This window comes from Agrobacterium sp. 20P9.1.2 (assembly GCF_057799395.1).
The window spans coordinates 66,341-78,698 of the sequence record NZ_JBYOKI010000011.1 but is presented as its reverse complement, the minus strand read 5'-3'; the positions used below and the strand labels follow the sequence as shown (position 1 = coordinate 78,698).

Annotated in this window: 13 protein-coding genes; 5 read left to right on the top strand and 8 right to left on the bottom strand. The window is 57.6% G+C overall.

What is annotated here, in order from left to right:
- Positions 1–67 precede the first annotated feature (67 nt).
- Positions 68–619, top strand: coding sequence for a sugar O-acetyltransferase (locus tag AC27VJ_RS22240; RefSeq protein ID WP_488685854.1), 552 nt, complete (start codon positions 68–70; stop codon positions 617–619).
- 208 nt (positions 620–827) lie between these two features.
- Here AC27VJ_RS22240 and AC27VJ_RS22235 read toward each other — a convergent pair whose 3' ends face one another.
- On the bottom strand, positions 828–1,724 hold the full coding sequence (locus AC27VJ_RS22235; protein WP_113087623.1) for a LysR family transcriptional regulator: 897 nt from the start codon (positions 1,722–1,724) through the stop codon (positions 828–830).
- A gap of 139 nt (positions 1,725–1,863) precedes the next feature.
- On the opposite strand from AC27VJ_RS22235, the gene AC27VJ_RS22230 reads away from it, so the two are divergent.
- Together AC27VJ_RS22230 and AC27VJ_RS22225 are read left to right on the top strand one after the other, a co-directional pair.
- Positions 1,864–2,193: a nuclear transport factor 2 family protein gene (locus AC27VJ_RS22230; protein WP_113087622.1), complete on the top strand. Its 330-nt coding sequence runs from the start codon at positions 1,864–1,866 to the stop codon at positions 2,191–2,193.
- Positions 2,190–2,969, top strand: a complete 780-nt coding sequence (locus AC27VJ_RS22225) for an SDR family oxidoreductase (protein WP_488685853.1) — start codon at positions 2,190–2,192, stop codon at positions 2,967–2,969. The genes AC27VJ_RS22230 and AC27VJ_RS22225 overlap by 4 nt, the downstream gene beginning before the upstream one ends.
- Positions 2,970–2,997: 28 nt before the next feature.
- Here the strand turns inward: AC27VJ_RS22225 and AC27VJ_RS22220 are convergent, their stop codons facing one another.
- The gene (locus AC27VJ_RS22220; RefSeq protein WP_113087628.1) at positions 2,998–3,465 is read right to left on the bottom strand and encodes a MarR family transcriptional regulator; all 468 of its coding nucleotides are present in this window, start codon (positions 3,463–3,465) and stop codon (positions 2,998–3,000) included.
- A gap of 141 nt (positions 3,466–3,606) precedes the next feature.
- On the opposite strand from AC27VJ_RS22220, the gene AC27VJ_RS22215 reads away from it, so the two are divergent.
- Positions 3,607–4,404 carry an alpha/beta hydrolase gene (locus AC27VJ_RS22215; protein ID WP_113087620.1) on the top strand — a complete coding sequence of 266 codons (798 nt, stop codon included), beginning with the start codon at positions 3,607–3,609 and terminating at the stop codon, positions 4,402–4,404.
- A gap of 161 nt (positions 4,405–4,565) precedes the next feature.
- Here AC27VJ_RS22215 and AC27VJ_RS22210 read toward each other — a convergent pair whose 3' ends face one another.
- The 5 genes from AC27VJ_RS22210 to AC27VJ_RS22190 are packed head-to-tail and all read right to left on the bottom strand — an operon-like array spanning position 4,566 to position 9,456.
- Positions 4,566–5,729, bottom strand: a complete 1,164-nt coding sequence (locus AC27VJ_RS22210; RefSeq protein WP_113087619.1) for a MalY/PatB family protein — start codon at positions 5,727–5,729, stop codon at positions 4,566–4,568.
- 5 nt (positions 5,730–5,734) lie between these two features.
- Positions 5,735–6,493, bottom strand: coding sequence for an SDR family oxidoreductase (locus AC27VJ_RS22205; RefSeq protein ID WP_113087618.1), 759 nt, complete (start codon positions 6,491–6,493; stop codon positions 5,735–5,737).
- Positions 6,493–7,419, bottom strand: coding sequence for a dihydrodipicolinate synthase family protein (locus tag AC27VJ_RS22200; protein WP_488685852.1), 927 nt, complete (start codon positions 7,417–7,419; stop codon positions 6,493–6,495). The genes AC27VJ_RS22205 and AC27VJ_RS22200 overlap by 1 nt, the downstream gene beginning before the upstream one ends.
- A 10-nt stretch (positions 7,420–7,429) precedes the next feature.
- The gene (locus tag AC27VJ_RS22195) at positions 7,430–8,797 is read right to left on the bottom strand and encodes a dihydroorotase (RefSeq protein ID WP_488685851.1); all 1,368 of its coding nucleotides are present in this window, start codon (positions 8,795–8,797) and stop codon (positions 7,430–7,432) included.
- Positions 8,794–9,456, bottom strand: a complete 663-nt coding sequence (locus tag AC27VJ_RS22190; RefSeq protein WP_488685850.1) for an aspartate/glutamate racemase family protein — start codon at positions 9,454–9,456, stop codon at positions 8,794–8,796. The genes AC27VJ_RS22195 and AC27VJ_RS22190 overlap by 4 nt, the downstream gene beginning before the upstream one ends.
- A 201-nt stretch (positions 9,457–9,657) precedes the next feature.
- On the opposite strand from AC27VJ_RS22190, the gene AC27VJ_RS22185 reads away from it, so the two are divergent.
- Positions 9,658–10,350: a GntR family transcriptional regulator gene (locus AC27VJ_RS22185; RefSeq protein WP_488685849.1), complete on the top strand. Its 693-nt coding sequence runs from the start codon at positions 9,658–9,660 to the stop codon at positions 10,348–10,350.
- A 41-nt stretch (positions 10,351–10,391) separates the two neighbouring features.
- Here AC27VJ_RS22185 and AC27VJ_RS22180 read toward each other — a convergent pair whose 3' ends face one another.
- A complete protein-coding gene (locus AC27VJ_RS22180; RefSeq protein WP_488685848.1) occupies positions 10,392–12,194 on the bottom strand; it encodes an ABC transporter ATP-binding protein in 1,803 nt (600 codons plus the stop codon).
- Positions 12,195–12,358: the final 164 nt, after the last annotated feature.

The following is a 12,358-nucleotide window of genomic DNA, read 5'->3' as shown; positions in this document are numbered from 1 at the left end:
TGTTGCTGCGTCAGCGTCCCGCAGCGAGTCATAAAAATCTTTCCGGAAGTAGTAGCGGAGATGGCAATTGAAGAGCGAGCGCGAGAAGATGGACGCCGGCGAATGGTATTGCTGTATCGATCCGGAACTCGATGCGTTGCGCATGGTAGCAAGGCGTGGGGTGCATGCCCACAATAGCATGCCGCCTGACGAGCGTGGTGCAATGGCAACAGAACTCCGTGCGCTTTTCGCCGCCGCTGGGGAAGCCATTATCGAGGCGCCCTTTCATTGCGCATACGGTATGAATATTTCACTTGGAAGAGGCGTGTACCTCAATTCTGGCTGCGTTATCCTTGATGCCGCACCGGTATCTATTGGTGATGGCACTATGTTAGGTCCTTCCGTCCAAATCTACTGCCCGGAACATCATCGCGATATGGTACTACGAAAGGCGGGCCTCGAACGCGCGCGGCCAGTCGTCATCGGTAAGGATGTCTGGATAGGAGGGGGCGCCATTATACTTGGCGGAGTGACTGTGGGTGATGGAGCTATCATAGGTGCTGGTGCTGTGGTTACACGCAGCATTGCAGCGGGAGCGACGGTCGTTGGCAATCCGGCACGGCCGATCAGACAAAGTTGAGCTTATATCATTGCATTTTTGGTCACTCGCGTTGCCATAGAGGCGGTTAACTCGGTTTTAGGCATCGAGGGTCTCGTCGCTCATGAAGATGGCCTTAAAAGAGGTTCATGTCGGAAGATTGTTCGATTCCGCTTAAGATTGACAGGACCAATTTAGACGCTACCGGAACGAGCACGCTCATACCCATCCATGTCGGCCTTTATTCCGGCTAATTCTTCGCAAAATCCCGAGCAGCCTGAATGAACGCACTAAAGGCAGCCGGCGGATTTTTCCTGCCGGGGTAATACAGCGCTAACGGCGCCAGTGACGGCGTCCAGTCCTCTAGAACTCGCACCAGTCGCCCGGCGGCTATGTCTTCGCGCACGTCCGGCTCCATGACATATCCAAGCCCCACGCCATTCCGGGCGGCTATTCTGACGAGGCTTGACTCGTCCAGGGTTATGGAGCCCTGCACATCGATCTGGACCGCATTCCCATCCTTCTCGAATTTCCACCGAAACAAGGCGTTGTTTGGAAGGCGCGCGCGGATGCAGCGAAACCGATACAGGTCGGCTGGAACGTTGGGTTTGCCGTGAGTGCGCAGAAAATCCGGTGATGCAACAACTGCGTTACTGCGCTTCAGACCAAGTGGCACGGCGATCATGTCGCTCGGCACTAGATCAGCCGGCCTGAGGCCCAGATCAAAACCAGCTGCAACGATATCGACAAGCCTTCCCTCTGTGACTAGATCGACATGCACCTGAGGATAGCGCTGCATAAACGACAGGATGAGTGGCTCCATAACCTCGCGTGCTGCAGACGCAAATGCATTGATGCGCAATGTGCCGGTCGGAACCTCCTGAAGCGATTGAGCGGCGAGCATGGCATCGTGGATGTCTGTCATTGCCGGTCCGACCCGCTCGACAAACGTTCTTCCCGCGTCGGTCAGCGAGACGCTGCGCGTTGTGCGGTTGAACAGCCGGATACCCAGGCGCTGCTCGAGTTTTGCGATGGCATTGCTCAGCGCTGTAGTGGATATGCCCAGATCCAGCGCGGCGGCCCGGAACGACCCTAGTCGCGCAATGCTGAGAACCGCATCCAACTCAGCAAGAACAGATCGCGTCATTATCCCTCTTTTCGCAACGTCTCATCCTAATTTGTCCCGCTTATCACGTCAATCGTTTCGGCCTAGCTTATTGCCTATCGACATCCAATGGAAATCGACGCTGCAGCCAGCAAGGCTGACAACATGATTGGAGGACCAGATGACTATTACATTACCCAGGGCGATCGAAGCTTATTTCGACGCGGATCGCGAGGGAGACCCCAAGGCTGTTGCCGCCGCTTTCACCGAAAACGGCAGCGTGAAAGATAAGGGCAAAACCCATAAAGGCCGGGATGCCATTCGCACTTGGATGGCGGATGAAGGCCAGCAATACACCTACACGATCGAGCCTTTCTTGATCGGGACTGAAGACGGAAGAACCGTGGTGACGGCGCATGCCGTTGGCACATTCCCTGGCAGCCCCATTGATCTGCGCTTCTTCTTTCTCCTCACGGAAGACAAGGTTGCAGAACTGGAGATAACCGTATGACACCGTTTCTCACCCTGCAGGGGCGTCGCGCCCTGATCACCGGCGGCACATCTGGCGCCGGCGCTGCAACCGTAACGCTCTTCAAGCAACTTGGCGCCCGTGTGCTGACCAGTGCCCGCACCAAGCCGGCAGATTTCTCCGGTGCGGCATTCGTTGAAGCCGACCTGACCACAGCGACTGGGGTCCAAGCCGTCGTTGACACGGTGCATCGGGAACTCGGCGGCCTCGATATCCTTGTGAACGTACTGGGTGGTTCGTCGGCTCCTTCAGGCGGCTTTGCTGCGCTCACGGATGAGGAGTGGGATAAGGAGTTCAAGCTGAACTTCTTCCCGGCGGTCAGGCTGGACCGTGCTTTGATCCCTGGCCTGGTCTCCCAGGGAAGTGGCGTGGTCATCCACGTCACCTCGATCCAGAGAAATCTTCCGTTACCGGAGGCCACAACCGGTTACGCTTCAGCCAAGGCTGCGCTGAACACTTACAGCAAAAGCCTCTCCAAAGAGGTTTCTCCGAAGGGCGTAAGGGTGGTGCGGGTTTCTCCCGGCTGGATTGCAAGCTCCGGTTCCAATGGTCTGGCTCTGCGCATCGCTGAGCAAGCCGGTATTAGCTATGATGAAGCGGTGCAGGTCATCATGAACTCGCTTGGCGGCATACCGCTAGGACGACCGGCCGCGCCGGAAGAGGTTGCCGATCTGATCGCGTTCCTTGCATCGGATCGAGCAACGTCGATTACGGGCACAGAACATGTGATCGACGGCGGGACTATTCCGACCGCCTAAGCGTTGCGGCCATCGACCTGCATCGAGGTCAGGCGGGTGCGTCCCACCCGCCAATTTGGGAGTAGATCGCATCACGAAGACGCCGCACGTCTTTGTTCAAGGCGGCGAGCTCCGCTGGTGTTTGGGTGGAGGCTGCAAGCAAGGCGTCACTGAGGCAACCTGCTCGGTGTTGCAATGCACGACCCTGGTCTGTCAGCGCCACCAGTACCTGTCGTTCGTTGTTTTGGTTGCGCGTCCGACGTAAATGTCCGGCGGTTTCAAGACGCTTCAAGAGCGGGGTGAGCGTGCTGGATTCCAAGGCAAGTTGATCGGCGATGGACACCACACTTTGCTCGTCCTGAGCCCAAAGGACGTTCAGAACGAGATATTGCGGATACGTCAGTCCCAGCTCGTCGAGAAGGGGCTTGTAAGCGCGCTGAACTGCAATACCGGCAGTGTAAATCGCATAGCACAGCTGGTCGCGCAGGGGTGGGGGATCGTTATTGCGTTGGGTCATTTTGAACTCCTGTAGCCATTCATATAATCGGACTTATCACGAAAACCAATATCGCGATAAGAATTATGTTGACGCGCCTCTTAAACTGTGTGAATTTAATGATATCGCGATAATAATTATCGAAAAAAAAAGGAGAAAGTTATGACACGCAAGCCAATCACCACCATGTCCGCAATCGCAGCTGCAGCGTCATTGTCGGTTGCACTTCCAGCGGCGAACGCCGCCCACGCAGTTCCTGACAATCAATCTGTCAGAAACGTCGTTCTGGTTCACGGCGCCTTTGCAGACGGTTCCGGCTGGAAAGGTGTTTACGACAATCTGACGAAACGCGGCTATCGCGTCACCATCGTGCAGAACCCGTTGACGTCGCTTGCAGACGATGTCGCGGCTACCAAACGCGCACTTGAGCGGCAGGATGGTCCGGTCATTCTCGTCGGCCATTCCTGGGGCGGAACCGTCATCACGGAAGCTGGCGTCGATCCGAAGGTTGCAGGCCTCGTCTATGTCTCCGCTCTCTCTCCTGATGCTGGCGAGACCACGGCACAGCAATATGTGGGATTCGCGCCCGCGTCCGAGTTCGTTATAGATACCACGAAGGATGGTTTCGGCTATGTCAGCCCGGAAAAGTTCAAGGCTGGTTTCGCTCATGACGTCAGCGACGCCGATGTTGCGTTCATGAGGGACGCGCAAGTTCCGATCAATATGTCGGCGTTTGGCACCAAGCTCGAAAATGCCGCATGGCGCGCCAAGCCCAGTTGGGCCGTTATTGCCACCGAAGACAAGGCCTTCGATCAGGCCATGTTGATCCACATGGCCGAACGCATCGGCGCCAAAATCACCAAGGTGTCGGCAAGCCACGCTTTGTTCATGACGCAGCCAGCGGTTATCGCCGATACCATTGATCAGGCCGCCAAGGCCACATCAGCGAAAAAAAATTGAATGACTTTTTGTCATCGGGACGGTCAAGACCCTCCCGATGACACCGTCTCGCTATATCGCGAACTTGGAAACAGCGATGTTTCACGCCTTTAATGACGGGCGAAATGCCTCTGGGCATGGCGGCAAATCAAGCATGATCGACCATATCCGCTGTTCGGCCGTCACAAGTCGGCATCGATCCTGCAAGAACTTGATGCCCGCGCCATCCTGTTGATAGCCTCTTCAAGTAGCGCGCGGGGGCAGCCGAAATTGACTCGCAGGTAGTCGGAAAACTCTGTGCCGAATTCGGAGCCAGCACTGAAGCCGACTTTGCCGTGTTTCAGGTAAAAGCTTTGTGGTTCGGTCGGGAGGTTGAGCGCCGAGCAGTCTAGCCAAGCCAAAAAAGTCGCTTCCGCTTCTATCATCCGTATCTGTGGAAAGCGTGTGGCGATCTCTTGCGAGAGGAAATCGCGGTTGGACTGGATATAGGCCAACATGTCCGTTTTCCAGACATCCGCATGGCTGTAGGCTGCCAAGGTGGCCTCTAGGCCGAGTATGTTGACGCTGTCGACCATGCCCAAGCGATACTGCACGTATTTTTCGCGCATCTCTCTGTTTTGGACAATGGCAAAGGCAGTCTTCAAGCCAGCTATATTATAGGTCTTTGCTGCTGACATCAGCGTGATCGTCCGGCTTGCGGCATCAGAGGAAAGAGAGGCGATGGGAACATGTTTCCTCCCGTCCAACAGCAGATCGCAATGAATTTCGTCGGAAATGATCAGCGTGCCATTGCTTTTGCAAAGCCCGGCAATTTCTTCGACTTCATCACCCGTGAAGGCTTTGCCAGTGGGGTTCTGCGGATTGCAAAACAAGAAGGCTTTAGACTGCTTAAGCTTGGCGGAAAAATCGTCCAGATCGATCTTGTAGCCACCATCGGTGGCGACCAACGGCGCGTCAATGCGCTTCATGTCCCAATGGCCGGGGGCATTGAGGATCGGGCGATACACCGGTGTTTGCACCAGCACACGATCGCCCGGCGAAAGCATGGCCTTCAGCGCCATGTTGAAGCCGGGCTCGACGCCCGGCAGGAAGACGATGTCTTCAGGCGTGATCGTCCAGTCATATTTGGTTTGCAGATCGGCTACGATGCAGGCGCGCAACTCGTCACGCGCAACACCGTAACCGAGACACGGATGTTCCAGACGGGATTTAATGGCATCGACAATTTCAGGGGCAGATGGAAAATCCATGTCAGCCACCCACATGGGCAGGATATCCGGTCCGTATTTGCTCCATTTGGAGCTTCCGGTGCCGCGACGCTCAACAACCTTGTCGAAATCAACCATTCTGATCAGAACCCCTTGATCATGCCGCCGTCCACCCGGATGGCCGAACCCGTTACATAGCTTGCCTGCGCGCTTGCAAGGAAGACCGCAACTGCAGCAAACTCTTCCGGCTTGCCGTAACGTCCCGCCGGGATTTCGGCACGAGAGGCTTCCTGCACGGCTTCAACCGTCTTGGCTGTCTTCTCTGCCTTGCCCGCGTCGAGTTCACGCACGCGGTCGGTATCGATCCGGCCGGGCAGGATCATGTTGACGGTAATGCCGTGACGGGCAACCTCGCCAGCCAATGTTTTCGACCAGCCGGATACCGCCGCTCGAATGCCGTTGGAAAGGGCCAGATTGGGAATGGGCTGCACGACGCCGGACGAGCCGATGGTGATGATGCGGCCCCATTTGCGCGCGATCATTCCCTCCAGCATGGCGTCGGTCACGATGAAGATGGAGGTTGCCATGCTGTCGAAGGCGCTGGCCCAGCTTTCTTTGGATTGGCCAGCGGCTGGACCGGCTTTGGGACCACCGGAATTGTTGACGAGAATATCGACGCCACCCGCTGCCGTAACAGTTGCGATCATCGCAGCGACGGAGGTCGCGTCCGAGAGATCAACTGTCAGTGGCGTGATGTTGTCGGTCTTTTCCATGGTAGCCACATTGCGGGCGGCGGCGAAGACCTTGACGCCCTCAGCGGCAAGCCCCTTGGCGATGGCTGCACCCAAGCCACGGCTTGCGCCAAGAACGAGGGCGGTTTTGCCGGAAATCAGAAAATCCATTATTTCAAAGCCTCGAGTTTGCGGGTCTGGCGCTCGATCAGTCGTTCGACCTCAGTGATGGCCTGTGCGTTGAGCGATGCGCCCGGACGGCGCTGGGCAGCGCTGGCAATTGCGCCACGCTTGGCCAGGACGTATTTGCGAATGGCGAGGCCAAGGCCCGGCTGCTGCTCATAGCGCATCAGCGGCAGATAGGCGTCGAACAGGTCCTGTGCAGCGTCGTAGCGGCCCTCATTGCTCAGGCGGCAGACCTCCACCATCATTTCGGGATAGGCAAAGCCGGTCATTGTGCCATCGGCACCGCGCTGCATTTCTTCCGGCAGGAACACACCGGCATTTCCGCAGAGGATCGAGGTCCGGCGGCGACCCTTGGCTTCGGCATTGCGCAGATCGGTGATCTTTTGCAAGCCGGGCCAATCCTCGTGCTTGAGCATGACGATGCTGGGATGCGCTTCGAAGATGGTGCCGAGCGTTTTCGACGAAATCTGCACGCCGGTGACCAGCGGGAAGTCCTGCAACACGACCGGGACATCGGTACCTACTGTCTCAACAACGTTGCGGTAATAGCCGATGATCTGCTCATCGGTGCGCAGGCTGGATGGCGGTGCGACCATGACACCGGCGGCACCTAAGTCCATAACCGCTTTCGTCAACTCACCAATGGCGGCCAGACCCGGCGCCGAGACGCCAACGACCACGGGCTTATCACCCGAACGCGCCAGCGTCTGGCGGGTGATGGCGATTGACTCAGCCTGTGTCAGTTTCGGCGCTTCGCCCATCATGCCAAGGATCGTCAGACCGTCTGCGCCCTTGTCGTAATAGAAATCCACCATGCTATCGACGCTGGCCACATCGATTGCGCCGTCATCGGTAAAGGGTGTGCAGGCAATGACGAAAACGCCCGACGTCTGGTTGTTGATCAATGGCATCTCGTTCTCCTTAAGCTTCAAACCAGCTGGATGTGCCGCGAGAGACATATTGTCCATCACCGGCTGCGTTGACGATGTCGGCGCCATCCCAAGCCAGCTTGCCGCCGACATAGGTGCGCACCACGCGAACCGCAAATTCGCGTCCGTCGAAGGGGCTCCAGCAGAGTTCATCATGGGCCTTTGACGAGTCCCAGATCTGCGGTTCGGCTTTCAGGATGGCGATGTCGGCATCGGCTCCGACGCGTAACGCACCCTTTTCGGGCCAGAGACCGAAGAACTTGGCGGGCCGTTCGCAGAGTTGCTCGACCGTCATCATCGCGGCATCGTAGCCGCGCATTTCTGCGCCGGTGTAGAAAGCGGGCAGTAGAGTTTCGAGACCCGGCACACCAGCACCCGCCTCGAAAATGGACGGCGTGAATTTATTATCGACCGGCCAGCTGGAATGGTCCGAGCTTACGAAGGCGACGCGGCCATCCGCCACGTCTTCCCAAAGTGCCTCGATCTGGCCGGGGCGGATGGGTGGGTTGACCTTCATCTTTGCGCCGAGCTTTGGCCCGTCGATTTCAGGGTCCAGCCATAGATAGTGCACGCAGAGTTCGCCCGTGGCGCGGAAGCCGTCCAGCAGGTAGTTTTCCACGATGTCGAAGCCGCGTGTCGTCGTCAGGTGGACGATGTGCGCATGGGCGCCTGCGGCGGCGCCCAGCTCCAGAAACTGTGCTGTTGCGGCCATTTCCGCCGCTGGTGGCCTGCTTTCGGAATGTGCCTCGATGCCATCGCGACCGGCGGCCTTGGCGGCGGCGATGTGAGCGCGCACGATTTCCTGATCTTCATTGTGCACGCCAAGCGGAATATCGGTATCGGCAAGGGCTGAGAAGATTTCCAGCGTCTGGTTGGAGGAGATGCGGGGAAAGCGCGTGGGGCTGCTTTCAAAGGTTGAAATCTTGAAGGCCACCACGCCACCGGCAATCAGGCCGTCGATTTCTTCGGTGGACTGGTCGGGCGTCACGGTAGCGTAAAGTGCGACGTTGGAATGGGCATGCGTATTAATTGCGTTGATCTTGGCATTCAGTCTTGCGACCGAATTCAGCGGATCGGGATTGTCATATGGCATATCCACGATGGTGGTGATGCCACCAGCCACCGCCGAACGGGTGGTCGATGCTATGCCGGGCAGGCCGCCATAGCTGCAAGCATGGGTCTGGCCATCTATGACGCCTGGAATAATCAAATCTTCGCCTGCATCGAACCGCTCGACTGCGTCTGGAAGATCACCGCTGCCGATGGCGGCGATCTTTCCCCCTTTGATGGCAATCCAGCCATTCTCTAGTGGCCCTTCCGGCAGAACCACGGTGCCGGTTATCACGATATCATAGCTCATGATGCATGCCTTCCATATTGCAGGTCCAGTGTTGTACATGCCAGCGCCACGCCGGCTTGAACCGGATCGATGACGGGAAGCCCGAGGGTTTCTTCAAGCGCACGGCGGTATCCGCCAAGGCCCGCACAGCCGAGGATGATTACATCGGCACCATCCTCATCCCGCAGCACCTTCGCCGTGCGTGAGACGATTTCCACGACGTCTCCTGCCATCAACTCCACCACCGTCTTGTCGATAGAGCGGTCTCCAGCAAGGCGACCGTCGAAGCCGAGATGTTTCAGATAGCGCAGGTGCCGGTCGATAGAGGATTGGCCAAGGGAGATGATGCCAAAGCGCTCTCCAAGGCCAAGGGCCGCCAGATAGGCCGCCTCGGCAATGCCGACCACGGGTTTCATCGTCGTTTTTCTGACGGTTGCAATGCCCGGGTCCGAGAAGCAGGCGAGCACGAAGGCACTAGCAGAGGCATCGTTCACGGCTTCGACGATATTGGGGATGACTTCACCGACATGCGCGTCCGTCTCAATACCGGGCGGGGATTTGGCGAGTTCCGTACACAGTATACTGTGGCGGGTGGCATCGCGGACGAGACCGAGGCAGGCCTCCATGGAGCGCGTGACAGAGACGGAACTGTTGGGATTTATGACCAGAATTTCTGACAAGACGATACCTGCGGCGTGGACGGATGCGAGGATTGTATCTGTTAAATATATTACGTAGTATATCAGTGCGTCGTCGGTTGTCAAAGTTCTGTTGGTGATGAGGCCGTGGTGCAATCGGTGCATAGCAATGCCCCGATGACTGACCTATGTTGGCGCTGCGGACATGAACGCATGGCGTAGACGCAAAACTGGAGAGTGGCTTTGAACAAAGCGGATGTGTCGGGGGAGAAGCGCAGCAAGTCTCTGACCGAAAAGGCTTACGCCATTTTGCGGGAGCGCATCATCACCGGAGAACTGGCGCCGGGCATGGATGTATCCGAGCCGGAGCTTGCCGAGCAGCTTTCCGTCAGCAAAACGCCGGTGCGCGAAGCGCTGGCGCGGCTTTGCGTCGAGGGTTTCATGGAAGCCTATCCGCGCCGGGGTTATCGCGTCACCCCTGTCACCGTGAAAGACATGAACGACCTTTTCGCCATTCGTGGCATGCTGGAAGGGACGGCAGCGGCGCTTGCGGCCAAAAACCTTACCAATGAAGACCTCGATGCGCTCGATCAGCTGGCGGATGTCAGCTACGTGATCGGCGAGGAGATCAGCACGAAAACCTTCGTGGATTCCAATCAGGAATTCCACTCCGCCATTGCCCGTGGCTCCCGCAATCCTCGCCTCTATTCGCTGGTGATGAGCCATCTTGAGGAGTGTGCGCGACTTTTCTACATGGGCGCGCGCGTTCGCGACATCAATCCGGAGACCAATGTCGACCATCACCGGATCGTGGCGGCTCTGCGCAAACGGGATTCCGATCTGGCGCGGCAGGTTATCGTGGAGCACAACGAGAATACCCGTAGCGGCATTCTCGGCGCATTGATCGCGACCGGGCAGGGCGGATTGACGCTCTAAGTCTTCGCTCTCACGCAAATCTCGGCGCATGCGCTGACCTCTCAGGCAACCTTGACCAGATGGCCGGGCGCCGGCTCTGCATAGCGTGCCGCTACCGGCACGTAATCCACCGGACGCACAGCGCTGCCGATCTCCCCGCCTTCTGCCACTTTCCGCAAATGGCGCCTTGCGGGATCGGCAATCGGAACGGCGCTGAGTAGCTTCTTTGTATAGGCATGCTGCGGATTGCCGAATATCTGCGCACGGGTGCCGATCTCGACGATCTCACCCAGATACATGACTGCGACCCGATGGCTGACGCGCTCAACCACCGCCATATCGTGGCTGATGAAGAGGTGGGCGATTTTCAACTGCTCCTGCAGCTCCATCATCAAATTCACGACCTGTGCCTTGATCGAAACATCGAGCGCGGAGACGGCTTCATCGGCCACGATGAGGCCGGGATTGAGCGTCAGTGCGCGCGCGATGCTGATGCGCTGGCGCTGGCCACCCGAAAATTCATGTGGAAAGCGCTTTGCCATATCCGCCTGCAATCCCACGCGGACCAGCAGGTCCGTGGCTCGATCTTGCGCTTCTTTGGTCGAAGCCAAACCATGCGACACCAGCGGCTCCATGATGGCCTCGCCCACGCGCATGCGCGGATTGAGGCTGGAGAAGGGGTCCTGAAAGATCATCTGCATATGCTGGCGTTGCTTCGAAAGCGCCGCTGGCGTGAGGGACCGGACATCCTGTCCATTGATGCGGATGGAGCCGCTAACCGGCTCGATCAGACGCAGCACCGACCGACCGGTCGTAGACTTGCCGCAGCCGGATTCGCCGACGAGCGCCAGCGTTTCACCCTCATGCAGATCAAACGAGATATTCTCGACCGCGTGTACCCGCCCGCTGACACGCCCGAGAATGCCGGATTTGATATCGAACCGGGTGATCAGATTGCGCACTTCCAGGATCGGTGGCTTGTTTGCCGGTATCGTTCCCGCGATCTCACGCTCGGCGGACGAAACGCCGGTATCCGTATCGGTCAACGGAAATGTTGCCGGATAGTCGTGGCCCTCCATCGAACCCAGCCTTGGCACGGCAGAGAGCAGCGCCTTGGTATAGACATTGGCGGGTTGGGCAAAAATCTGTTCGGTCCTGCCGGTTTCGAGTGCGCGAGAGCGGAGCATGACCACGGTCCGGTCGGCAATCTCGGCCACAACACCCATGTCATGGGTGATGAAGAGAACGGCCATATTCTCCTCGTCCTGCAAGGATTTGATCAGTTGCAGGATTTCCGCCTGAACCGTGACGTCGAGAGCCGTTGTAGGCTCATCGGCGATTAGCAGTTTTGGACGACAGGCGAGCGCCATGGCAATCATGATGCGCTGAAGCATGCCGCCGGACAGCTGGTGCGGATATTCGTCGAAACGGCTGGATGCCGCAGGTATGCGCACCCGCTCGAGAAGCCTCACCGTCTCCGCCCGCGCCTCTGCTTTGGAGACACCGCGATGCCGGATGATCGATTCGGCAATCTGGCGGCCTACCGACAGAACCGGATTGAGCGACGTCATCGGCTCCTGGAAAATCATGGCGATGTCATTGCCGCGAATGTCCTGCATCTGTCGCTCGGGCAGCGACAGCAGGTCGGTGTCGCCAAGCCTGACGGTGCCGGTTACGCGAGATGTTCGCTCCGGCAACAACCGCATGATCGACATGGCCGTGACGCTTTTGCCGGAACCAGATTCGCCGACAATCGCCACCGTTTCGCCAGCATCGATGCTGAAACTCACATCGTTGACCACGGAGTTCCAGATGCCGTTGCGGCGAAATGCGGTTGTCAGATTTTCGACCGAAAGAACTGTCAAATTTCGATACTCCGGATCGTGAGAACCGCATTGCAGCCTGCGGACAGGTGAATGTCAATAAAAATATCTCGTAGAATATTACGTGAGATATTTATTGCTTGTCATCATTTCCGAGATGGATGATTTTACCATGATAAGAGAAGAACATCTCTTCCAGCCCGTAT